Below are 22,607 nucleotides of genomic sequence, written 5' to 3' on the forward strand. Positions count from 1 at the left end.
TTGCCAGATAACCGCCATCGCTTTCTCCTCGCCAGTTCAGGTGGGATGGCCATGCGGGGATCGTGGCTGTCATACGATGATCGAAGCGGAGGGCTTGAACGATGCAGATCCTGATCCTTGGAGCTGCGGGCATGGTTGGCCGCAAGCTCACCGAGCGCCTCGTCGCAGACGGCCATTTGGGCGGGCGGGCCATCGCGCGTCTGGTCCTGCACGATGTCGTCGAGCCTCAGCGTCCTGACACCCCGTTTTCGGTCGAGACATTGACGTCCGACTTCTCCATCCCCGGGGAGGCGGAAAAGCTCGTCGCCGGCCGCCCCGACGTCATCTTTCACCTCGCCGCAATCGTCTCCGGCGAGGCCGAAGCGGATTTGGACAAGGGGTATCGGATCAATCTTGACGGCACCCGGTTCCTCTTCGACGCCATTCGCCTTGTCGGAGACGGGTACCAGCCGCGTGTCGTCTTCACGTCCTCCATTGCGGTCTTCGGAGCACCCTTCCCGGATGCGATCGGCGACGAGTTCTTCCTGACTCCGCTCACGAGCTACGGCGCTCAGAAGGCCATGGGGGAGCTGCTGCTGGCGGACTACTCGCGGCGTGGTTTCTTCGACGGAATCGGCATTCGTCTTCCCACCATCTGCGTGCGGCCGGGAAAGCCCAACAAGGCAGCATCCGGCTTCTTCTCAAGCATCATCCGCGAGCCTTTGAACGGGCAGGAGGTGGTTCTGCCCGTGCCCGTGGACGTGCGCCATTCCCACGCGTCGCCTCGCTCGGCCGTGAACTTCCTGATGCATGCGGCGACGCTCGATACGGCCGAAATCGGTCCTCGGCGCAATATGACGATGCCGAGCGTTTCGGTGACAGTTGCGGAACAGATCGAGGCTCTTCGGCGCGTGGCCGGAGAGCGCTATGTGGCGAGGATTCACCACGAGCTCGACCCGTACATCATGCGCATCGTTGAGGGCTGGCCGCGCCGCTTCGATGCTCGCCGAGCCGAAAGCCTTGGCTTTAGAGCCGAACAAAGCTTCGACGAGATCATCAACATCTATATCGAAGATGAGCTTGGCGGCGCCCTCGCACATTAGGGCGTGCCGCCGATGAGCCGGAAACGCATTGGATTCGCAGGAAAGCAGATCCGTCTGCCGCAATCACGGCCGCTTCGGATCGCGCTCGGCGTCATTCTGATCCTCGCCGGGTTCGTCGGGTTCCTGCCCATCCTCGGGTTCTGGATGATCCCTCTGGGGCTGATGGTGCTTTCCGTGGATCTGCCGCTTGCCCGCAGGCTCAGGCGCAGGGCAGCCATCTGGTGGGGGCGCCGGTACAATCGCTGGCGCCACCCGAACCATTCCTTCAAGAGAAGCGTGGGCGTGAGACGAAAATAGGCCTGCACCCTCAGGTCGGGATCCGCTGAGAAAGTGCGGTTTACCGGATGAGGTCGGAGAGGGCGTCGGCTACGGCTTTGGCGCCGTTTTCCCGGATGCGGACGATCCTGAGAGCCCGCTCCTTCTGTTCGAGGCGATACAGATAAGGATCGAACTCAAGCGGCAGGGCCGGATCGCCAAGGTAGCGAGGCTTGTCCCCTCGCTCATAATAATCAGCCCGCAGGGTTTGACCGAGATGCTCCTGGACGGAGCGGGGAAGCGGAGGAACGTTGCTGCGCGCCTGCAAAGCTGCCTGGTTACCGTGAGATGCCGAAATATTGTTTAACATGACCTTGTCTCATCAAATCGCCAAATTCAACGTGCAGCAGGGCCCATCGGTTGCGGCCTGAGACCGACTAATCTCGATTGAAAGAACAGAGCCGTCCGAATTCGGCAGTAATCGGTCGCCGCTGACCGCGCACTTGGCTGAACGATCGTCCAAGTACCGTAGAGTAACACAGTATCGGCGAAATCGTCCCGTCCGGAGCGCAGGTTGCGCGAAGAAGAGAACAACAGTTTTGCAGTCCGGTCGTAGCATTTTCGATACAGCCACGGCACTGCAAATCAGACAATCTAGTCACATCCAGCCACGAGTGAGCCGCAAAAAGCGGCCTCTCGTGCAGTGAAGAGGCAACAGAGCTTTCTCTGTAGGGGCACAGATGAATCAAGTGGATCAACAGGTCGAGCAAATCGCTCGGGCGTTTTTTCGTGCTCGGATCGAGGGGGGCATTTGGGAGAGTGCGCCGCGCGTTCTCCAGCACGAGTTCCGCCTTTATGCGCGCCAAGCCATCAGCATGCTCGATAACCCGCAGGAGCAGTCCACGATCGCAGAGGGCGAGGGAGCGGGAGCCAGGTCTCTGGAGGCGGCGTAGAGCGCCCTTCGGACATTGAGTCCCTGCCAGCAACTCCCGGGCTCCAGGCTGAAGCGACGTAGGCTCGACCAACTTGGCTTCCAGCCAAGTTCACACCCTTTTGTGCGGCAAAAGGGGGGGGCCTGTTGAAGGCGCGGCATTTCCTGCCATCTTGAAGTGGTGCAGTATCCCGACTGCGAGAGGGCCTGCTCGGCATAGGGTGTGAGGAGTTTTTCATGCAATCTCCCGACGAATGGGAAATCCCGCCCGAGTTCCAGCCCGACCCGCGAACACTCAATTACGACCTGGGAAAGGCCCTGGATGCCGTCGTGTCGCTGCGCGCAAGGGCTCCCGACGATGCCTTCACGGCCGAGACGCTCGGCACCGAACGGGCGGGGCAGGGTGTCGTCATCCGGGATGACGGCCTCGTGGTCACCATCGGATATCTGATCGCGGAGGCCGAGGAGGTCTGGCTCACCACCAACCGGGGACGCGTCGTGCAGGCCCATGTGCTCGCCTACGACTACGAGAGCGGTTTCGGCTTGGTGCAGGCCCTCGAGCCGCTGGGTGTGCCGGTGCTGGCCCTTGGCGACTCCCGGCGCCTGGCCTCGGGAGATCCGGTGGTCGTCGCAGGCAGCGGGGGGCAGCACCACTCGGTTGCCGCGCAGGTGGTGGCCTGCCAGGAATTCGCCGGTTACTGGGAGTACCTGATCGACTCCGCGATCTTCACCGCACCCGCTCATCCGAACTGGGGCGGCACGGCCCTCATCGGGCCGCGCGGCGATCTCGTGGGCATCGGCTCGCTCCAGCTCCAGCATCAGGCCGCCGGCGGGAGCGTGGTGCCGCTCAACATGAGCGTGCCGATCGATATCCTGAAGCCCATCCTCGACGATCTCCTGACCTTGGGCCGGGTCAAGGGCCAGCCCAGGCCATGGCTCGGGTTCTATGTGGCGGAGGCCGAGGACGATCAAATCACGGTCATCGGCTTGGCCGGAGACGCTCCGGCCCAGAGAGCCGGTCTGCGGGCCGGTGATCAGGTGCACGCGGTTGCCGGTCAGGCCGTGACATCCCTAGCGGAGTTCTACCGGGCGATCTGGGCTCTGGGACCGGCCGGCGTGGACGTTCCTTTGACGCTCGAGCGGGAGGGCGACATGTTCGATGTCACCTTGAGGTCTGCCGACCGCGGTCGCTTCATGAAGACGCCGCGCCTTCAGTAACCCCGGCCGATCAGCTCCGGGCTTGGCGTACGAGACGGGCAATCCGGTTCAGGTGCCGGTCCCGGATTCCGAAGCCCTCCAGCCCATGGACCGTGTCGAAGAGATAGTCCCGGCATGAGCCGAGAGCGCCGGCAGCGGTTGCAATCACCTGGGCCGTATCGGCCTCCGAGACCGGACGCACGTAGTTGCGGGCTTCGCGGTTGATGGTGAAAGCGATGGCGAAGCTGTTGTCCGGGATGCCTGGACCGTGCAGCCTTACCCAGCGCGGCACATAGGATCCGGTGACCATCTCGCGCCGCCAGATCAATTCAAGCTCGGTCCTCGCCTCGGCTTCGGCAATCCGAAACGCGACGCCCCGGCAGGAGCCTCCTCGGTCGAGACCCAGAACAAGACCCGGACGCTCCGGCGTTCCCCGCCCGATGGGCGTGGAAAGACAGAACTGCCGGTGCCAGCCCCGGATCAGGACAGGTTGCTGCTCGACGTAGTGAAATGCCGGGTTCCAGATCAGGGAGCCATAGCCGAACAGCCAGACGTCTCCCGGTGCAGGCTGGGCCGCAAGGGTTTCTTCGAGGGAGGCGCGCCTCTCGTCCTCGCTCAGCACGGGAATCGGAACGCTCGAGCGCGCGATCATCTCATCGACAAACCCGCTTTGCAGCGCATCGCGGCTCAAGGCGTGAGGCCGCTTCTTCGCGCTTTCACGATCCATCTGGCTCTCCGGGATAGAACGGGCAGGAACTCCTTCGGCACCGCATCGTTCCGACCCTAGAACTGTTTCCACAGACGTGGAACCGCTTCTCCTCTCTGCTGGGCCGCATTTTTGGCGAACCGGTCAGCTCGGCCGAGAATGCTCCAGGGCTGCTCCCTGGAGCAGCATTCCGAATCGTGAGAGGGTGCCGATCCGCAGGCGGAGGGACAGGGTGAACCGAGATGTGATGCTGCCGGCCGGCGAAACCGTTCCGGCGCTTGGGCAGGGCACCTGGCAGATGGCGGAGGCCGGCAATCGCCGGGCAGGGGAGGTCCAGGCGCTGCGCCTTGGCGTCGAGCTTGGGATGACCCTGATCGACACCGCCGAGATGTATGGAGAGGGCGCGGCCGAAGAGCTTGTGGCCGAAGCCTTAGCCGATCGGCGAGAGCGGCTTTTCCTCGTGAGCAAGGTCTATCCGCACAATGCAAGCCGCCGGGGCGTCGTGCAGGCCTGCGAGCGCAGTCTCAAGCGCCTCGGGACGGACAGGCTCGACCTTTATCTCCTGCACTGGCGCGGGTCCGTGCCGCTGGAGGAAACGGTCGCCGGCTTCGAGGAGCTTCGGCGCTCGGGGAAGATCCGCCACTGGGGCGTGAGCAACTTCGACATCGAGGACATGGAGGAATTGCTCCAGGTGCCCGGAGGAGAGAACTGCGCGACCAACCAGGTGCTCTACAACGTCTCGCGGCGCGGCCCTGAATTCGAGCTGATCCCGTGGATGGCGGCACGCGGAATGCCGCTGATGGCCTACAGCCCCATCGAGCAGGGCCGGCTCCCCCGCTCCGGCGCCCTGCAGGCGATCGGGCAGAAGCATGGGGCAGGCCCCTTCCAGATCGCGCTTGCCTGGCTGCTCCAGAAACCTGGAGTGATCGCGATCCCGAAAGCATCCAGCGCCGATCACGTCAGGAGCAATCATTCCGCTCCTCAAATTCAGCTCAGCCCGGAAGACCTGCAGGTCATCGATGCCGAATTTCCGCCGCCCCGGCGGAAACGTCCGCTGGAGATGCTGTGATGCAGCCTTTCAAAGAACATGCCGACAGGAAGGACACGACGAGCCCTATGACATTCTCACGAGCCGATGCCCTCACCGTTGCGGAACTCCTCAGAACCACCGCTCAAGCGGAGATCCTGCCGCGTTTCCGCAACCTGTCCGCCGGCGCGATCCGCACGAAGACGTCTCAGCTCGATCTCGTGACGGATGCGGACGAGGCTGCGGAGCGGGTGATCGAAGCCGAGCTTCTTCGCCTGTTCCCGGGGGCGCTCGTGGTTGGGGAGGAGGGGGTGAGCCGCGACCCGAAACTGCTCGACGGCCTGGGGGACGCCGATCTCGCCTTCATCCTCGATCCCGTCGACGGCACCTTGAACTTCGCCTCAGGCCTGCCGCTGTTCGGCGTCATGGCCGCCGTGGTGATGCGGGGGGAGGTTGTTTGCGGCATCGTTCTCGATCCGATCTCCGACGATTGGGCGATAGCCGTTCGTGGAGAGGGAGCCTGGATCCAGCGCCCCGACGGCAGCACGAGCCCCCTGCAGGCGGCCTCCGCCGTGCGGTTGGCGGAGATGGCCGGCAACGTGTCATGGCGCTACCTGCCGGAGGAGCTCCGGCCAGTGGTCACAGGGAACCTGCCGCGCGTTGCCATGGCGGCGGATCTGCGCTGCTCCGCTCATACCTACCGCCTGATTGCAGCCGGCCACCTGCACTTCTCGTTCTCGTCCAGCGTGATGCCGTGGGATCATGCGGCGGGCTGGCTGATCTACCGCGAGGCCGGAGGCTATACGGCGCATTTCGACGGCTCGCCCTATCGCCCTGTCAACCGCGGCGGCGGTCTCATCAGCGCGCCAGATCGGGAGAGCTGGCAGGCCGTGCGCGATGCGCTGCTGGGCTCTCAGGCGTGATCCTTCTTGCGAAGGTAGTTGTAGACGGTAGCGCGCCCTAGGCCGAGGATGCGGGAGATGTAGGCCGCCGCATTGCGGCCGCCGAAGGCGCCGTCGCCGGCGAGATCGGTGACGAGCTGCTGCTTCTGGGCCCGGCTCATGTCCGTCACGGACAGCCCCCGCTCCCGCGTCCAGGATAGGATGTACTCGTTGATGCGCTCGTGCCAGTCCTCCTTGAACAGGGATGCCGGCTTCTCCGGAACCTGGGGAATGGACACGAGAGCGTTCAGCGTCTGCATGACCGCATGGAAATGCGAGACGTCCACGTTGATGCAGAGGATGCCGATAGCCTTTTCATGCGAGCGCAGCACGGCGCTGACCGATTTGATGCGCCTGCCGTCCCAGTTCACCTTTTCATAGGGCCCGATGATGATGTCGGAGGGCTTGAAGTCGATCTCGTTCAGGAGCGAGGGCTCGCCGAGCTCGCGCTTGGAGAACGGATTGGAGAGGTACACCACGGTCTCGGTCGAGAGATCGTGGAGAACCACCTCCGCGTAGGGCCGGAAGAGCAGGGCGATGGCGTCGCATACGGGGGCATAGCTTGCCAGCTCCGGCGCCATCGCCATCCTTGCGAGCGCTTTGCGGCCCTGGCTCATGTGAGCTCTGTGCGAACGAACTGCGCAAGCCGCTCGAGCCCCGCTTCGAGGTGGTGCGCGGGCGCGCCGATGCCGATGCGGATGTAATGGTCCATGCCATACACGTCTCCCGGCAGAAGCATGATGCCGCGCTCCTCGCGCAGGCGATGCACCAGCTCGGTCGAGTTCATCGCCATGGCATAGCGGATGAAAGCCATGCCGCCGGCCTTGGGCGGCACGAACGAGAAGAGATCGCCGTTCGCGTCGACCCAGCGCTGCAGGAGAGCGAGGTTCTCACGCAGGATGCGCTTGCTGCGGGAAAGGATTTCCTGCCGCTTGGCCGGCTGCACGGCGATCTCCGCGACGAACTCGCTCACGGCCCCGGTGGTGATCGAGGTGTAGTCCTTGCGCTGCCAGGAGGCGTAGATTTCCTGGGCGGGTCCCACCAGCCAGCCGATGCGCAGGCCCGGGAGGGCCATGGCCTTCGACAGGCCGCTCGTGATGATGGCCTTCTCGTAAAGATCTGCGAAGCTCGGAGGCTCGTCCTGCTCCAACTCCGCGCCCTTGTAGACCTCGTCGGCGTGAAGGTAGATGCCGTGCTGCCGCGCAATGGCTACGAGACCGTCCATCGTCTCGCGGGACAGGACGCTTCCCGTCGGATTGTTGGGGTTGCAGATCGTCATCATCTTCGTGCGGCTCGAGATGGCGTTGCGCACGTCGTCGAGATCCGGGGTCCATCCAAGCTCCTCGCGAAGGAGAACCTCCTTCACGCTCACGCCGATGGCGCGGGCCCAGCCCCAGATCTGCAGGTAGTTGGGCACGAACACCACGAGTTCGTCGCCGGGCTCCAGCACGGACATCACGAGAAGAAAATTCGCCTCGGCCGATCCGTTGGTGACGATCACATGGTCAGGATTGCGGTTGGCGTGAAGATCGGCGATGGCCTGCCGCAGCTCCACGCGCCCGTTCGTCCAGCCATAGCCGAGTTCGACATCGAGCAGCCGGTTCTGCTGGTCCGCTGTCAGGAGCTCCCGGAGCGAATAAGGATGCACGCCGCTGTCGGACAGGTTGTACTCGACCGTGTTCTCGTACAGCGACTGGATGCGCTCGAGCGTAAACTCTTCGATCTTCATCGTTTCCTCGGCTTATGAACGGGACTGAACCCTCTGTAACATCAGAGGATTGGACTAAAAAGTCCAATTTGGACTTGACGGTGCAATTCGCCACCTGCCATGGTCGGATCATTCCGGTGTCCAAAGGGAATTCAGACGATGAAAAAGTTTGCTCGCCTCGCTCTCGCGGCTCTTGGCGTTGCTCTGGTGCCTGCGGTGGTTCAGGCCCAGGACGGCAAGTGGGGTACGGTCAAGATTGCCACGGAAGGCGCCTATGTTCCCTGGAACTTCACGGGCGCGGGCGGCAAGCTCGAAGGCTTCGAGATCGATCTGGCCAACGATCTGTGCGGCCGCATGAAGGTGAAGTGCGAGATCGTGGCCCAGGACTGGGACGGCATCATCCCGGCGCTCACGGCCAAGAAGTACGACGCCATCATGGCCGGCATGAGCATCACCGATAAGCGTCTCGAGACGATCAACTTCTCCCGGTCCTATGCGGATGCCGGCAACGGCATCGTTGTGGAGAAGAACTCCGATGCGCACAAGGCTCTTGGGCCGGTCACGCGCTTAAATCTGGGCACGCAGAAGGCTGAGGCCGAGAAGGCCCTCGAAGGCGTGCGCGCAGCGTTGAAAGGCAAGACCGTCGGCGTGCAGGTGTCCTCGACCCATGCGAACTTTGCCGACCAGTATCTGAAGGGTGCCGTGGAGATCCGCGAGTACAAGACGACGGAGCAGTACGATCTCGACCTGGCCGCAGGCCGCGTCGATGCGGTCATCGGAGATGCGACCGCTCTGCAGGGAACGCTGGATAAGCCGGAGTTCAAGGATTATGCCATCGCCGGTCCGGGCTTCTCGGGAGGCCCGCTCGGCCGCGGCGTCGGCGTCGGCCTGCGCAAGGAGAACCAAGACCTGAAGACGATGTTCGATACGGCCATCAATGCGGCGATTGCCGACGGCACGGTCAAGCGTCTGTCCGAGAAGTGGTTCAAGCTCGACGTCACGCCCCAAGGCTAACAACGGTTTCGCGTCAAGCCGACCAAGAAAGCGGCGGGCTGACTCGAGCAGCCTGCCGTACTTTTCATTCAGCGAGTAGGAGAATCCTGGTGCAGTTTGATACATTCCTCATGGAGAGGAACCAGACGCTGTTCGAGAACGGAGTCGAGATCAACCTGACGGAAAGCGGCGTTCATCCCTGCACCATCGAGGAAATCTTGCCAACCGACGAGGCGCAGGCATTGCTGCGCCTGCCCCTCGGCTACGGCTGGACGGACGGCCGACCCGACCTCCGCTCGGCGATCGCGAGTTGGTATCCGGGCGCCTCCGCTTCCAACGTGCTCGTGACGAACGGCTCGTCGGAGGCCACGATGATCACGCTGATGGCGATGATCGATCCCGGCGACAAGGTGCTCTTCGCCGTTCCCAACTTCATGCAGGTCGACGGGCTCGGGCGCGCGCTGGGCATGAACATTCAGCGGCTCCCGCTTCTGGCCGATGGGGGCTGGCAGGTCGATCCGGCTGCCCTGAAGGAGGCGGTCGCCGGCGGCGTGAAGCTGATCGCCGTCACCAATCCGGGCAACCCAACCGGCGCGGTCCTGTCACGCCGCAGCCGCGAGGCGCTGCTGGATGCGGCGCGCGAAAACGGCGCCTGGCTCCTGGTCGACGAGATCTATCGCGGCGGCGAGATCGACGGGGCGGAAACGGAAACCTTCTACGGGGAGTATCCGCGCGTCATCATCACAAGCAGCCTGTCCAAGTCGTTTGCCTGCCCTGGCCTGCGCCTGGGCTGGATCGTCGGGCCGGAGGAGGCTGTCGAGGAGGCTGCCAAGCGGCAGGACTACACGACGATCGGAAGCGGCATCCTGAGTCAGATCCTCGGCGCTTCGGTCATGGAGGCGAACAACCGCGAGCGCATCCTGGCACGCGGACGTGCACTGCTCCGCGAGAATGCAGATATCGTGGAGCGCTGGGTCGAGAAGCGCAACCGCTGGTCCTGGCAGCGCCCGGCCGCCGGCGGAATGGCCTTTCTCCGCTATGACTTCGACATGACGTCGGAAGCCCTCTCGAACGAGCTTCGCGAGGAGGAAAGCGTTTTCGTCGTTGCCGGAAGCTGGTTCGGGATCGAGAGCCACATTCGTGTCGGAATCGGCGTGAAGACCGAGCACCTGGTGGAGGGGTTGGCTAGACTGGACAGGTTCCTCACCCGGCGCGACTTGGCATCGTAGAATCCGGCAGCGATGAGCGCGATCATGACATTCGATGATCACCTCCTGCGGGCGAAGGACGACCTCGGGCGCCTTGTTGCCATTCCGTCGGTGAGCGCGAAAGGGCAGAACCTTTCCGAGTGCGCGAGCGCTGTCCGCGACCTTCTCGCCGGAGCCGGATTCCAGACCGAAACCCACCCAGGAGAAATCGGTCCTTTCGTGGTGGGGGAGACCGGCAGCGGCCCACTCACGGTGATGATCTACAATCACTACGACGTGCAGCCCGAGGATCCCGTTGCCCAGTGGCACAGCCCGCCTTTCGAGCTGTCCGAGCGGGACGGACGCTGGCATGGGCGTGGGGCGGCCGACGACAAGGGAGAGTTCGTCAGCCGCCTGGCGGGCTGGCGCCTGTTCCGGGAGCAATACCCGGACCCCTTGCCGTTCAGGCTCATCTGGCTGGTGGACGGCGAGGAGGAGATCGGCAGCCCATCGCTGGAAGCGTTTCTGAAGAAGCGCTTTTCGGGTGACGAAGTCGATGTCTGCTGGTGGGAATACGGCGAGATCGACTCCAGCGGGCGTCCCATCATCCTTTGCGGCTTCAAAGGCGTCATGGCCGTCGAGCTGCGCTGCAGGACCGCCAAAGCCGATCTCCATTCAAGCCTCGGTGCCGTCTTCGACAACCCGCTCTGGCGTCTTGCCGCAGCCACAGCCTCTCTGAGGGACGGATCGGGAAGGATCACCATCGACGGCTTCTACGATGCCGTCCGGCAGCCCGTTCGAGGTGAGGCCGATCATGTGGGTGATCCGCCGTTCTCCCTCGACAGCCTCGTGCAGGCGACCGGCGGACAACGAATGCTCGACGGGATCGACGAGATCACCTTCTACCATGCGATGAATTTCGCCCCTTGCATGAACGTCAACGGATTTTCCGGCGGTTACGCCGGGGAGGGCGCAAAAACGGTTCTGCCCTCCGAAGGTGCTGTCAAAATCGATTTTCGCCTCGTTCCGGACCAGGATCCGCAAGCCATCGTCAGCCTACTTCGGGCGCATCTCGATCGCCGTGGCTTCGAGGATGTCGAGCTCATCGTCCACGATGCGAACGTCAAGCCGGTCCGGTCATCCACGAGCCACTGGTTCGTGCAGGAAGCGAAGGATCTCCTGGAGCGGCATTTCGGCAAGCCGCCCATCGTGCAACCGAGCTCGCCGGCATCAGGCACGGCCCACCCCTTCGTCGAACAGCTGGGCGCCGAGATCGTGGGGATCGGTCTTACCCATCATGGCGCGATGCTGCACTCCCCCAACGAAAACATCATCGTAGGGCAGTTCGAGGCGACGGTCCGTTTCGCTGCTTCGCTCTTCGGGATGCTGGCGCAGCGAGCCGACAGTATGATGCGGCAAGGTCGGTCGATCGTCCGTTGAAAAACCATTCCGGCAAAAACTTTGGAACTGAAACCATGAAGAACAATGTCCTTGAAGCTGCTGCACGCTCGGTTCAGGCGCGTCAGCGCATCCGTAGCTATATCTATCAAACACCGCTCCTGCCCTCGCGCCAGATCGGCCGCGACACAGGTTCATCCGTTTTCTTCAAGGCCGAGAACTTCCAGCTCACGGGATCCTTCAAAATTCGCGGCGCGGCGAGCAAGATGACCTCTCTGGGCATCGATCGCGGCGTGATCACGGCATCGTCCGGCAATCACGGAATCGCTTCGGCGCAGGCCGCGGCGCTGATTGGGCAGGCGCTGACGGTGGTGCTGCCCGAAACCGTCGCGAAGGCCAAGCTCGAACGAATCCGCTCCTTCAACGTGGATGTCGTGCTGCACGGCGCCGAAAGCGGATTGGCGGAACTCCATGCCCAAAAGGAGGCGGTGGCACGCGATCTTGTTTATGTCTCGCCCTACAACGATCCTGAGATCGTCGCAGGGCAGGGGACCATCGGGCTGGAGCTGCTGGAGCAGGCAAGCTCGATCGACAATGTCTTCATCGCCATGGGCGGCGGCGGCTTGATCAGCGGCATCGGCTCCGTTCTGAAGAGCTTCAGCCCCAACACGCGGGTCTACGGGATCGCGGCGCAAAACTCGGCCGCACTGGCTGCGTCAATGGCGGCGGGCCGCGTGGTCGAGACGGAGCATTTCGACACGCTGGCGGATGGTGTCGCCGGGGGAATAGACGAGGATAGCATCACGCTGCCGCTTTCGATGGCTGTCGTCGACGAAGTCGTCACATGCACGGAGGACGAGATCGGCTTCGCGTTGAAGGAGCTTGCCTTCAAGGAAAACCAGATCGTCGAAGGTGCTGCGGCCCTGGCCTTGGCCGGCTTCTTCAAGGTTGCCGACCGCTGCAAGGGGCAGAACAACGTGATTGTGCTCTGCGGCGCCAACTTCGACCGCAACAAAATCTTCTCCGTCGTGAACGGCTGAGGTCCAGGGGATCATGGCCACTCTCGATATCGACTGGGAACTGGAAGGCCGGCAGGCCTCCTATATCAACGTCCCGAGCTCAACGAACGCAAGCGCGTGGCAAAACCTGCGCGTACCGGTTTTCGTTCTGCGAAACGGGCCCGGGCCGACCACTCTGCTTCTCGGAGGCAGCCACGGCGACGAGTACGAGGGGCCGGCTGCCCTTTCAAACCTCGCACACTTGACGGCCATCGAGGATGTTCGCGGCACGCTCCTCATCATTCCGGCGATCAACCTGCCCGCCGTGACGGCGGGAGCACGATTGTCGCCCCTCGACGGGCGCAATCTCAACCGGGAATTCCCCGGCAATCCACATGGGTCTGTCACGCAGCGCATCGCACATTTCATCACGACGGAACTTGTGCCGAGAGCCGACAACGTCATCGACCTTCATTCCGGCGGGCGATCCTTGCGCTTCGAGCTTTGCGCGTTCGTTCATGAGCAGCCGGAGCCTGACCGCACACGCGATTTCCTCGCGGCGGCGCAGGCCTTCGGCGCTCCGTTGACCGTGGTGATCCGGGAGCCTCATGCCGACGTCATGCTCGACGATGTGGTGGAGAGATCGGGCAAGCTCATGCTCTCCAGCGAGCTTGGAGGCAGCGGCATCATCACCCGCGAAACGGCCCAGGTCAGCTACAGCGGAGTGCTGCGTGTTCTCCGCCATCTCGGCAACATGGCTGCGCCGTCCGTGAATGAAGCCGGGGTGCGAGCCTCACGTGTCGTATCCGTTCCCGGCGCAGATTACTATGTGCATGCCAACGACGCGGGGGTGTTCGAGCCTGTGCTCGATCTCGGATCTCCAGTCGAGCGCGGCGACGTTATCGGTCGCCTGCACTTCATCGACCGGATCGAGCGGGCCCCAGCGCCGGTGGTGGCGCCTCAGTCCGGTCTTCTGCTCTGCCTGCACGGGCAGGGTCTTGTCCAGCGCGACGACACCTTGATCGTGATTGCGGTGGATCATGCAATCTGAAAGCGGTGCTCCCGTCCCTTCCATGGAGTGGAACCAGTGACTCCAACGTCGTTTCTCAGCCTAGAACAAATCGAGCAGCGTCTTGAAGGGCTCGATCTCGTGAGTCTCATGGAGGATGCGTTCGCGGCATTCTCCAGGGGGGAGGCGGTGGTGCCGCTTCCGGGCGAACTTCTGTTTGCGGATCCCCCCGGTGAAGTTCACATCAAGTACGGCTATCTCAAAGGTGGCGATACCTACGTCATCAAGATCGCATCGGGCTTCTGGAACAATCCGCAGAACGGGCTCAGCAGCAGCGATGGGCTCCTGCTCGTCTTCAAGAAGGATACGGGAGAGCTGAATGCGGTGCTCAACGACCGAGGACGCTTGACCGATCTGCGAACGGCCGCAGCAGGAGCCGTCGCGGCCAAGCACCTGGCTCCCGAACAGGTGGACGCGATAGGCGTGATTGGAACCGGGATCCAGGCTGAACTTCAGGTGCAGCTGCTGCAATCCGTTAGGCGCTGCCGGAACATCGTCGTTTGGGGGCGCAGCCCTGAGCGGGCATCCGCTTATGCTCAGCGGATGCAGAACAGGGACTTCGAGGTCCATGTCGCGCAGTCGCCCTCGGAGGTTGCCGACCGCTGCCGCCTGATCGTCACGGCGACGGCAAGCTCCGCGCCGCTCCTGCAATGGAACGACATCCAGCCCGGCACCCATATCACGGCCATCGGGGCGGATAGCGCCGACAAGCAGGAACTCGCTGAAGCGATCATCCACAAGGCCGATCTGGTTGTCGCCGACAGCCGGAACCAAGCGCAGTCGCGCGGAGAGCTTTGGCATGCTTATGGCAAGGACGGCTCTGCCATGAACCGGGTCGTCGAGATCGGCGAAATCGTTCTGGGGCGGACAAAGGGGCGGACGATGCCGCATCAGGTGACCGTTTCCACCTTCTCCGGGCTGGCCGTTCAGGACATCGCCATCGCGTCCGCGGTCTTGAAGCAGGAGTAACGCCGGCCAAATGTCAGCCGGTGAGCTGCACCTTACGAGGCGTTCAAGCCTGGTGTCCCTCGGGACGCCAAGGCGATCCGCTCTATCAAGGCATCGATCTCCGAGATTTTCTTGAGCCGGCGCTTGCACTGCCTGTCCAGATGCCAGGACCGGCAGACGCTGAGGGCCAGGATCGGCAGGGCCCAGAGGATGCTGACGGTCTGCAGGAGAACCAGCACCAGAAACGCGATCGACAGAATCCAGGTTTCGATCCGCCCGAAGCCTTCGGTGAGTTCGTTTTTCATGAGGAGCTGCTGCCGCTCGTCCAACAGGCGGGCCCTCGCGTGCTGCATCAGATGGCTTTGGCCCATGGCAGGCTGAGATCTGCGCAGGTTCTCCAGGGAGCCTTTGAGGTGGACCAGCTGTGATGACCTGTCCTGTTGCACGGGAGCAGCGGTCCCGACGTGGGAGAACGCCGCTGCGATGCGCTGGTAGAGGCTGACGAGAGCGGGAGGTCGGTTATCCTGCTCGCCGGTCAGGTCCCGGGGCTCGAAACTGTCGATGATGCGATTGCGGATCTGCGCGACTGGCGCCTCGGATCTGTCCTTGTCCCCACTCGGTACAAAGGAGGCTGCAACATGTTTGGCGATGGCGGTTTCGATTGCGACTTCAGCCCTATCCGATGACATCGGCAGCACCCTCACCCTGTGGCCCGCCATCCGTGATGGATCAGCTGAGCGGATAGACCGAGATGCTCAGGCTGAGGCGTCCGACGGTTCCAATGCGGCAGCTTTCCCAGTTTCGTCGCAACAGCGTTAACAACGGATTAAGCAGGCCCGAAATTGCCGGGATTTTAGGTAAATTATCTCGGCTCTGGCCGAGTCTGCGGCGACGCACGAATATCGGATCCGGCCCCTCAGCTCTGGTCGCCCGGGAGCATGGATGCGAGATCCTGAAGGAACCTGATGGCTTCCGCCGGACGCCCCTCCTGCTCGGCGACCTTGATGATGTGGTTCAGGATGCTGGCGATTTCGCTGAGCTTCGCGACACGTCCCGCCGACAGAACATGGAAGAAGGTCGAGAAGGCAACCGCGATGGCTTGATCATGCTCCTCCAGCCTGCGGCACTGCTCCTTGAGGGCCTTGATGTCCTTTTCCTGGGCAGAGACGATTTCCACCAGAGTGAGCATCTGCTCTGCCAGGGTATCCAAGGAAGCGTTCATGTCTGTTGGTTGTCCCAAATCTGCGAATGGTGATGCAGGCCAAGACTCCAAGACAGCCTGGCGTTTCAGCGTATTGCTCATAGAGATCGATGCGGACGGGGCGCGGTCGGCATCGTCGGCGTTGCTCCTTGCTGAAGGCGATGATGCGCCGAGAACCACCTCGGTCTCGTGGGTGACGACATTGGGCATGCCTGCGGCGCGGGCGAGTTTGGACACTGTCTTCTGCAGGAGGTTGCGCACTTTAACCAGAACACCAGCGATCACGTTCTCACTTCTGCTCCTGCGGCCATGGCCACCGACGCCTCTCGGAGGGCGCCGCTCACGGTAGCATGTCTTGGGACAGAATGCTTCAGGAAGCTGGGTTTTGCAGCCTGCCGCTCGTCAAGCGCCTGTGGACGAGCTCAGCCCCGTGCGTAGAGCAGGCGAGCCCGGATGGTGCCGTCCAACGTGCGGATTTCGTGCAAAGTTTCCCGGCTCTGCTCCGGCAAGCCTTCGGCCTCGATGACAACATAGCCAATCTCGCCGTCCGTCTGCAGGTGCTGGGCCGTGATGTTGAGGCCGCGATGGGAGAAGGCGTTGTTGAGGCGCCCGAGCATGCCCGGCACATTCCGGTGAACATGGATGTAGCGGGTGCCTGCCGGGCGGGAGGGCAGCTGAACCTGCGGGAAGTTCACGGCGCCCACCGTCGTGCCCACATCGGAGTACTCGACCAGCTTCTTGGCCACCTCCGCGCCGATGCGCTCCTGGGCTTCCTCCGTGGAGCCGCCGATGTGAGGTGTCAGGATAACGTTGTCCAGGCCCTGGAGAGGGGACACGAAGGCGTCCTTGTTCGAGGCCGGCTCGACCGGGAAGACATCCACCGCCGCACCCCGCAGATGTCCGCCCCTGAGGGCGGCCGCAAGAGCATCGAGATCGACGACGGTGCCGCGGCTGTTGTTGATCAGGTAGGCGCCCTTCTTCATGGCGCCGATCTCGGCCTCGCCGATCATGCCATGGGTGGCGGGCGTCTCGGGCACATGGAGGCTGACGATGTCGCTTTGCGCCAGCAGGGCATGAAGGCTGTCGGCCGGTTCCGTGTTGCCGTGGCGAAGCTTGTCGGTCTGGTCGAAGAAGATGACCCGCATGCCCATCGCCTCGGCGAGATACGACAGCTGCGACCCGATATTGCCGTAGCCCACGATGCCGAGGGTCTTGCCGCGAACCTCGTGGCTGTCGGTGGCGGACTTGTCCCATCGTCCTTGATGGGCCGCGGCGGATTTGGAAAAGGTGCGGCGCAGCAGCATGACGATTTCACCGATCACGAGTTCGGCCACGCTGCGAGTGTTGGAGAACGGGGCGTTGAAGACCGGAATGCCTGCCTGCCGGGCCGCCTCCAGATCGACTTGGTTGGTGCCGACGCTGAAGCATCCCACCGCGATCAGCCTGTTTGCCGCAGCCAGCACCTTGCCGGTCAGCTGCGTCCGGGATCGGATGCCGAGGAGGTGAACGCCCTGCAGGGCCTCGATCAGGTCGGCCTCGTCGAGAGCCGTCTTGAGGTGCGTCATGTTCGTGTAGCCGGCCGCCCTGATCAGATCGACCGCGCTGTCGTTCACCCCTTCGAGCAAAAGAACGCGGATCTTGTCTTTCTGGAGGGAGATCAGTTCGGTCATGTCAGCTCCATCGCCATGCTCCGGCATGCCATAGCGCGCCGGCGCCGGGGCGCAAACCCTTTTGAGGCGCGGCACCGATGCGCCGTAAAGGTTCGGGCTCCGATGCAATAATGCTTGTGGATGCCCTTGGCTTCTCAACGGGAGGAGCCATGCTACCTCCTATGCGCCTCCGTCACAGGACCGTCTCGGGCTATAGTAGGCAATCCGGTCGCTGCCGCGACTGGCCATGATAGACGGGAGCCGCTGCCGGATGTACGCACGGCTCCCGTTCCTTTTTCAGCCCCGGCTCCAGGCCTTGCGGCTCCTCCCACGCAGCCATCCTCCGGTCTAAATGTCAGGCTTGCCTGGATCCAAGCCTTGCCGGTGCGAGTTGCCTACGAACTGCACCGGGCAGGCCCTCTTCGGGTCGGCCGCTTCAAGCATGGGCGTAAAAGAGAAGGGGGCGAGGTGCCGCGCATTCTAACCTACAACGTGCATCGCTGCCTCGGTACGGACGGCCAACTCTCTCCCACCCGGATTGCGGACGTGATCGCCGCCTGCGAGCCTGACGTCGTCGCCCTTCAGGAGCTCGACGTCGGGCGCGCGCGGACGGGCGGGATCGATCAGGCCCATGCGATCGCCCAGGCTCTCGGGATGCATGTGCACTTCCACGCCAGCCTGCGTGTTCACCAGGAGGAATACGGAAACGCCATCCTGACCCGCAGGCCGTCGCAGCTGGTCAAGGCTGCTGCCCTGCCGGGCCTGACGGGAAAACCGTCCCTGGAGCCGCGGGGCGCCTTATGGGCATCGGTCAATCTGAGCGGCACGGACGTTCAGGTGATCAATACCCATCTGGGATTGCGCCGGCATGAGCGGCTGGCCCAGATCGACGCCCTTCTCGGGCCTCACTGGCTCGGGCATCGGGCGTGTCGGGAGCCCGTGATCCTGCTGGGAGACTTCAATGCCTCGCCCCGGTCCCGGGCCTATCGGCGCCTGACCTCGCATCTCTGGGATGCTCAAGCGGCCCCTCGGCTTTCGCGGCCCAAGGCGACCTTTCCGTCACGGCTACCCCTCCTGCGCATCGACCATGTGTTCGTCAGCCGCTCGATCCGCGTCCTGCGGGTAGAGACCCTGCGAACGCCACTGGCTCGAGCCGCATCGGATCACCTGCCCCTCCTGGTCGAGATCCAGATCCTCCAGAGCCGAGGACACCGGCCAAGTGTCGCCTATGCACAAGGATAGAGGGCATGCGGCACAGGGCTGACGGATCGCAGCCCCTCTCCCTGCGTTGAGCTTCATGAAGCGGGGCAGTCTGCCGAAAGCCTGCCGCCCGACATGAGAGGAGCGTATGCGGAACTGGAAGCTCTTGATCGCTGCGGCTGCCATCGGCCTTGCGGCATTCCTGCTCTATCGCACCCTCAGCCGCTACAGCCTGGACCAGCTCGTTGCCGCCGTTGCGGCCGTGCCGGCTCCCAGGCTCCTGGGAGCCATCGGATTTGCGGCGGCGAGCTACCTGTCCCTGACGGGCTTCGATTACCTGGCCCTGCATTATGTCGGGCGCCCGCTGCCCTACCGCAGGGCGGCGCTTGCCTCGTTCACGGCGCTCTCCTTGGGCCATAACATCGGGCTCGCCGCCCTGAGCAGCGGCGCGGTCCGTTATCGCTTCTACAGCCGCTGGGGCCTGAGCGCGGGCGAGGTCGCGCGGGTCGTGCTCTTCTGCGGCATCACGGTGGGGTTGGGGCTCCTGGTCCTGGGCGGGGCGGCACTGCTGCTGCGCTCGGGCCTTGCCATGGAGATTACGGGCCTCACGCGCCCCGTGGTGGCGGCCATGGGCATCGGCTGCCTCACCCTGCCGGCGGCTTACCTGATCCTGTCGGCTTTCGTCGGCAAGCCTCTGAGGATCGGGCGATGGTCTCTCGACATGCCGCCGTTTCGGCTGGCCCTGGGCCAGGTCCTGATCGGTTCGGTCAACTTCGCATTCGTGGCGGCCTGCCTTCATCAGGCCCTCGCGGCCGTGGCCGAAGTCGCCTATCTGGGCGTGGCGTCCGTTTATGTGATTGCCAACGCGACGGCCCTCGTGAGCCATGTTCCCGGCGGCCTGGGGGTGATCGAGAGCGTTGTCATGTATCTGCTGCCGCAGAACAATCTGATCGGCCCGCTCCTGGTCTTCCGCTTCGTCTATTTCCTGGTCCCGCTCGTCCTGGGAGGCATCCTGCTTGCGGCAACCGAGCTGTTCGAGCGGCGCAGGAGCGGCTTCTACGAGGAAGCGACCGGCGCCAAGGCCTGAGCCTCACGCCTTGCGGCGGCGAAACAGCGACATGGGCTCGAAGGGCTCCAGCGGGTCCAGGAGGCTCGTGCCCGGGGCCGGTGCATCCGGACCGTCATCCGACATGGCCCCGAACACCCGAAGGCCGCGCTCGCCCCGGTTGAGTCGCTCGACGGCCCGGATCAAGGATCCGTTCTCGGCTTCCAGGCTCCGCGCGAAGACGTCAGGCAAGGTATCAAGATGCTCCGCCAGGAGCCGATCCCGCAGGCGGGCGATGGTCCGGCGCGTCTCATCCGTTGTCGCCTCGATGGCAAGGTCGCACTCGCTGTCGAGACCGATGGAGCGGTTGTTCAGGTTCGACGACCCGATGCGCAGAAACACGTCATCCACGATGATGAGCTTCGCGTGGATCAGAACCTGGCATTCCCCGCCTGTGCCGTTGGGAATGACCGGGTAATAGACCCTCAGGCGGTTGTGACGATCGCACTTGCGCAGGCGTCGGATCAGCCGGTCCCGGTTCGTGCCCATGACCAGCTCCTCGGCCCAGCCGTGGGATTCGTGGGTCTGGATGACGACGATCTCCGGCCCTTCCGGGTCGGCGAGACGCCGCTCAAGGACGTCGCCGATCTGAGGCGCCGTCATGTACTGGGCCTCGATGTAGATGGTTTTCCTCGCGGCCGAGAGGGCGTCCAGGGTCAGGGCTGCCGCCTCATGCGCGGCAGGCTGGTCCCCCCAGGCCGGATAGGTGCGGGCAATGGCGACCGGCACATTCGTGAACTCGGGGACAAGGCCTGTAGGCCATGGATCCGTGCCGGCAGACGCAGCGGAGGTCAACTCCTCGCCTGTGGCGAATTTCCAGCGCTCATACCACACCGCGGCGACGGATCCGGCCGCCTCGCCGTCGACCGCCATCTGAAGATCGTGAACGGGCTCGTATATGCCCCCATCCTCCTTCAGCCGCACGGGATCGTCGCAGGCATGGCGGCTGGTGTCCCAGCGCTCCACGGTCAGATCCATGCCGCCGACAAAGGCGAGGCTGTCGTCGATGCAAACGATCTTCTGGTGATGGGCGGCATAGACCGGGTGGTGCGTGTCGAGCTTGACCTGGAGCCGGGGGTGATCCTGCCAGTCGGCCCCGAAGATCAGCGGGCCGGGGGCGCCCGGCGCATGCACGACGGCAACGCTCCAGACGAGTATCCTCACCTCGAGCTCGGGCCGCTCCTCGACCAGGGCACGGAGCAGGGGCCCCAGGGGCGGCGACTCCTCGGCGCCGACATCGGGCCGGAGACGGATGCTGCCGTCGAAATCCCAGCCGACGATGTGGATCGACCGCCGGGCCTGACGCAGGGAGGCTTCGAGCGCCGCGAAATAGGACGCGCCATCGACCAGGACCGCTGCCCGCCGGGCCTCGGCCACGCGCCAGCAGTTCCGGCCAGGCATGAGGATCGGGCCTGCAGGGAGCCGCGCTGCCTCATGCGCAGCGCCGGCTGCTTGACTGCTCGTCGTTTCTTCCAAAAGCTGCACGCCAACCAGGACCCTGACAGGAATATCTTGGCAACTCGGGACTGCAGCCAAGGTTCCGGGTGGAAACAGAGCGCCGTCAAAGCGTTGCCCCCCGGACTTGCCTGCGGCTTCAGCCCGTCCGGCACATCTCAAGATAAACCCTCGAAACTGGTGGACAAGCGTGTTCGATTGGATCCTCACCCTCATCGATAAGGCGGGCTATGCCGGCATTGCTCTTCTCATGCTGCTGGAGAACCTTTTCCCGCCGATCCCGTCGGAGCTCATCATGCCGCTGGCGGGCTTCTCGGCGGCGAAGGGTTCGCTGAACATCGCAGGGGTGATCGTTGCCGGAACCGTAGGTTCGCTGGCGGGTGCGTATTTCTGGTTCCTGATCGGCCGATGGATCGGGCCCAAGCGCCTGAAGCGCTTCGCCGCCAGGCATGGGCGCTGGCTCACCCTTCACCCGGAGGAGATCGACCAGGCCCGCGCCTTCTTCGAACGGCATCAGGCGGTGGCCTTGTTCCTGGGGCGTCTCGTGCCGACGATCCGAACCCTGATCTCGGTGCCGGCCGGCGTGAACTGCATTCCGACGCCCACCTTCATGTTGTGGAGCTCGCTTGGGACCAGCCTTTGGACGGCCTTGCTCGCCGGCGCCGGCTACTTGCTCCAGGGCCAGTACGAACGGGTCTCCGAATGGCTCAACCCCGTCTCCAACGTCGTCGTCGCGATCCTGGCCATATGGTACGTGTACAGGGTGGTCAGCTTCACGGCGCCAGAGCGGACCTGACGTGATCAGTTTCGCCATGGGCACGAGAGGAGCGGAGCCGCTGCCCAAAAATCAGCCGCTGCCGCCCGAACTCCAGGCGAACAATTGCGGCAGATTCATCCCGCAACCGTTGCCAATCGGGAGATCTGACTAATAACTTAGGCAGTTCGTATCCGGTAAGTGCGCAACATTGTGGTCGGCTGTGGTGAGAGCCGCCTGCATTCGCGCAAATCGGATCGGGGCACGAGGTGAGAAGCGAAGGGCGACCATGGACAAGCAGCTTGAAGAAAAGATCCGGGAGCGGGCGTATGAACTCTGGATGCGGCATGGGAGCCTTCCGGGCCGCGCCGACGAATATTGGTACCAGGCCGAGCAGGAGATCCTCGGCGATGCCGGCACGGTCGAAGGGGCTCAGGAACACAGCGGGCCTTTGCCCATCATGGATCCTGCTCCGCTGGGCATGACGAGCATGACGGCCGACGAGATTCTTTCAAGTCCAGCAGCTCCAGCCCCCAAGACGCGCAAGAAGCGCAGCCCCGCTGCGGCTCCGGCCGAGATCGCGGATGCTCCAGCTCCAGCTTCGGCTCCTGCTCCTGCTGAAGCGCCCAAGCGCAAGCGGACGACCCGCGTGACCTGATGGGCCGGTGGAAGCCTTCGATCCACTGACGGGTCGAAGGCTTCGGGGCGAAAAACTCCGCTGAAGTCGAACGGAACCAAGAGAACTTGCGGCCGATTTCAGCGTCTACATAACGGGGCAGCTCATTGCCCTTGATGTGAGGACC

24 protein-coding genes are annotated in these 22,607 nt (G+C 63.6%); 16 read left to right on the forward strand and 8 right to left on the reverse strand.

Going from position 1 to position 22,607, the window contains the following annotated elements; all coding sequences use genetic code 11:
• Window positions 1-101: 101 nt before the first annotated feature.
• Together denD and JKG68_RS11225 are read left to right on the forward strand one after the other, a co-directional pair.
• Window positions 102-1,082: a D-erythronate dehydrogenase gene (denD, locus tag JKG68_RS11220; RefSeq protein WP_202059315.1), complete on the forward strand. Its 981-nt coding sequence runs from the start codon at window positions 102-104 to the stop codon at window positions 1,080-1,082.
• A gap of 12 nt (window positions 1,083-1,094) precedes the next feature.
• Entirely contained in the window at window positions 1,095-1,379 is a 285-nt protein-coding gene (locus JKG68_RS11225; protein ID WP_202059317.1) for a PGPGW domain-containing protein, read from the forward strand.
• Window positions 1,380-1,419: 40 nt separating this feature from the next.
• On the opposite strand, the gene JKG68_RS11230 is transcribed toward JKG68_RS11225, so the two are convergent.
• Window positions 1,420-1,707: a hypothetical protein gene (locus JKG68_RS11230; protein WP_246515324.1), complete on the reverse strand. Its 288-nt coding sequence runs from the start codon at window positions 1,705-1,707 to the stop codon at window positions 1,420-1,422.
• 370 nt (window positions 1,708-2,077) lie between these two features.
• Between JKG68_RS11230 and JKG68_RS11235 the strand changes: the two genes are divergently transcribed.
• Together JKG68_RS11235 and JKG68_RS11240 are read left to right on the forward strand one after the other, a co-directional pair.
• Window positions 2,078-2,290, forward strand: coding sequence for a hypothetical protein (locus JKG68_RS11235; RefSeq protein WP_202059319.1), 213 nt, complete (start codon window positions 2,078-2,080; stop codon window positions 2,288-2,290).
• Between the two features lie 215 nt (window positions 2,291-2,505).
• Entirely contained in the window at window positions 2,506-3,486 is a 981-nt protein-coding gene (locus tag JKG68_RS11240) for a S1C family serine protease (protein WP_202059321.1), read from the forward strand.
• Window positions 3,487-3,496: 10 nt separating this feature from the next.
• Here the strand turns inward: JKG68_RS11240 and JKG68_RS11245 are convergent, their stop codons facing one another.
• Window positions 3,497-4,192 carry a gamma-glutamylcyclotransferase gene (locus JKG68_RS11245; protein ID WP_202059323.1) on the reverse strand — a complete coding sequence of 232 codons (696 nt, stop codon included), beginning with the start codon at window positions 4,190-4,192 and terminating at the stop codon, window positions 3,497-3,499.
• 226 nt (window positions 4,193-4,418) lie between these two features.
• Between JKG68_RS11245 and JKG68_RS11250 the strand changes: the two genes are divergently transcribed.
• Together JKG68_RS11250 and JKG68_RS11255 are read left to right on the forward strand one after the other, a co-directional pair.
• Window positions 4,419-5,240, forward strand: coding sequence for an aldo/keto reductase (locus JKG68_RS11250; protein ID WP_202059515.1), 822 nt, complete (start codon window positions 4,419-4,421; stop codon window positions 5,238-5,240).
• 47 nt (window positions 5,241-5,287) lie between these two features.
• Window positions 5,288-6,121, forward strand: a complete 834-nt coding sequence (locus tag JKG68_RS11255) for an inositol monophosphatase family protein (protein WP_202059517.1) — start codon at window positions 5,288-5,290, stop codon at window positions 6,119-6,121.
• Here JKG68_RS11255 and JKG68_RS11260 read toward each other — a convergent pair.
• Both JKG68_RS11260 and JKG68_RS11265 read right to left on the reverse strand, forming a co-directional pair.
• Complete coding sequence (locus JKG68_RS11260; RefSeq protein ID WP_202059325.1) at window positions 6,112-6,756, reverse strand: helix-turn-helix transcriptional regulator; 645 nt, start codon at window positions 6,754-6,756, stop codon at window positions 6,112-6,114. The two genes, JKG68_RS11255 and JKG68_RS11260, sit on opposite strands and share 10 nt — an antisense overlap.
• Window positions 6,753-7,868 (reverse strand): aminotransferase class I/II-fold pyridoxal phosphate-dependent enzyme, encoded by a 1,116-nt coding sequence (locus JKG68_RS11265; protein ID WP_202059327.1) that lies wholly within the window; start codon window positions 7,866-7,868, stop codon window positions 6,753-6,755. The genes JKG68_RS11260 and JKG68_RS11265 overlap by 4 nt, the downstream gene beginning before the upstream one ends.
• 138 nt (window positions 7,869-8,006) lie before the next feature.
• On the opposite strand from JKG68_RS11265, the gene JKG68_RS11270 reads away from it, so the two are divergent.
• From JKG68_RS11270 to JKG68_RS11295, 6 genes are all read left to right on the forward strand, one after another.
• The gene (locus JKG68_RS11270; RefSeq protein ID WP_202059329.1) at window positions 8,007-8,861 is read left to right on the forward strand and encodes a lysine/arginine/ornithine ABC transporter substrate-binding protein; all 855 of its coding nucleotides are present in this window, start codon (window positions 8,007-8,009) and stop codon (window positions 8,859-8,861) included.
• 89 nt (window positions 8,862-8,950) lie between these two features.
• Window positions 8,951-10,069 (forward strand): aminotransferase class I/II-fold pyridoxal phosphate-dependent enzyme, encoded by a 1,119-nt coding sequence (locus JKG68_RS11275; RefSeq protein WP_202059332.1) that lies wholly within the window; start codon window positions 8,951-8,953, stop codon window positions 10,067-10,069.
• 24 nt (window positions 10,070-10,093) lie between these two features.
• The gene (locus JKG68_RS11280) at window positions 10,094-11,467 is read left to right on the forward strand and encodes a M20/M25/M40 family metallo-hydrolase (RefSeq protein ID WP_202059334.1); all 1,374 of its coding nucleotides are present in this window, start codon (window positions 10,094-10,096) and stop codon (window positions 11,465-11,467) included.
• A gap of 35 nt (window positions 11,468-11,502) precedes the next feature.
• A complete protein-coding gene (locus JKG68_RS11285) occupies window positions 11,503-12,465 on the forward strand; it encodes a pyridoxal-phosphate dependent enzyme (RefSeq protein WP_202059336.1) in 963 nt (320 codons plus the stop codon).
• A 13-nt stretch (window positions 12,466-12,478) separates the two neighbouring features.
• Window positions 12,479-13,474 carry a succinylglutamate desuccinylase/aspartoacylase family protein gene (locus JKG68_RS11290; RefSeq protein WP_202059338.1) on the forward strand — a complete coding sequence of 332 codons (996 nt, stop codon included), beginning with the start codon at window positions 12,479-12,481 and terminating at the stop codon, window positions 13,472-13,474.
• Window positions 13,475-13,510: 36 nt separating this feature from the next.
• The gene (locus JKG68_RS11295; RefSeq protein WP_202059340.1) at window positions 13,511-14,461 is read left to right on the forward strand and encodes a Rossmann-fold NAD(P)-binding domain-containing protein; all 951 of its coding nucleotides are present in this window, start codon (window positions 13,511-13,513) and stop codon (window positions 14,459-14,461) included.
• A 32-nt stretch (window positions 14,462-14,493) separates the two neighbouring features.
• Here JKG68_RS11295 and JKG68_RS11300 read toward each other — a convergent pair whose 3' ends face one another.
• The 3 genes from JKG68_RS11300 to serA all read right to left on the reverse strand — a co-directional run bounded on the left by JKG68_RS11300 (window position 14,494) and on the right by serA (window position 17,311).
• A complete protein-coding gene (locus JKG68_RS11300; RefSeq protein WP_202059342.1) occupies window positions 14,494-15,129 on the reverse strand; it encodes a hypothetical protein in 636 nt (211 codons plus the stop codon).
• A gap of 227 nt (window positions 15,130-15,356) precedes the next feature.
• Complete coding sequence (locus tag JKG68_RS11305) at window positions 15,357-15,926, reverse strand: hypothetical protein (RefSeq protein ID WP_202059344.1); 570 nt, start codon at window positions 15,924-15,926, stop codon at window positions 15,357-15,359.
• A 137-nt stretch (window positions 15,927-16,063) separates the two neighbouring features.
• Window positions 16,064-17,311: a phosphoglycerate dehydrogenase gene (gene serA, locus JKG68_RS11310; protein WP_202059347.1), complete on the reverse strand. Its 1,248-nt coding sequence runs from the start codon at window positions 17,309-17,311 to the stop codon at window positions 16,064-16,066.
• A gap of 363 nt (window positions 17,312-17,674) precedes the next feature.
• Here serA and JKG68_RS11315 point away from each other — a divergent pair, with 363 nt between their 5' ends.
• Together JKG68_RS11315 and JKG68_RS11320 are read left to right on the forward strand one after the other, a co-directional pair.
• Window positions 17,675-18,532 (forward strand): endonuclease/exonuclease/phosphatase family protein, encoded by an 858-nt coding sequence (locus JKG68_RS11315; RefSeq protein ID WP_312890783.1) that lies wholly within the window; start codon window positions 17,675-17,677, stop codon window positions 18,530-18,532.
• 106 nt (window positions 18,533-18,638) lie between these two features.
• Window positions 18,639-19,577, forward strand: coding sequence for a putative bifunctional lysylphosphatidylglycerol flippase/synthetase (locus JKG68_RS11320; protein WP_202059348.1), 939 nt, complete (start codon window positions 18,639-18,641; stop codon window positions 19,575-19,577).
• A gap of 3 nt (window positions 19,578-19,580) precedes the next feature.
• Here JKG68_RS11320 and JKG68_RS11325 read toward each other — a convergent pair whose 3' ends face one another.
• Window positions 19,581-20,996 (reverse strand): phospholipase D-like domain-containing protein, encoded by a 1,416-nt coding sequence (locus tag JKG68_RS11325; RefSeq protein ID WP_246515329.1) that lies wholly within the window; start codon window positions 20,994-20,996, stop codon window positions 19,581-19,583.
• Window positions 20,997-21,240: 244 nt separating this feature from the next.
• On the opposite strand from JKG68_RS11325, the gene JKG68_RS11330 reads away from it, so the two are divergent.
• Window positions 21,241-21,846: a DedA family protein gene (locus JKG68_RS11330; protein WP_202059352.1), complete on the forward strand. Its 606-nt coding sequence runs from the start codon at window positions 21,241-21,243 to the stop codon at window positions 21,844-21,846.
• A gap of 247 nt (window positions 21,847-22,093) precedes the next feature.
• Complete coding sequence (locus JKG68_RS11335) at window positions 22,094-22,462, forward strand: DUF2934 domain-containing protein (RefSeq protein ID WP_202059354.1); 369 nt, start codon at window positions 22,094-22,096, stop codon at window positions 22,460-22,462.
• Window positions 22,463-22,607 lie beyond the last annotated feature (145 nt).

Source organism: Microvirga aerilata (assembly GCF_016743775.1).
Classification (GTDB): domain Bacteria; phylum Pseudomonadota; class Alphaproteobacteria; order Rhizobiales; family Beijerinckiaceae; genus Microvirga; species Microvirga aerilata.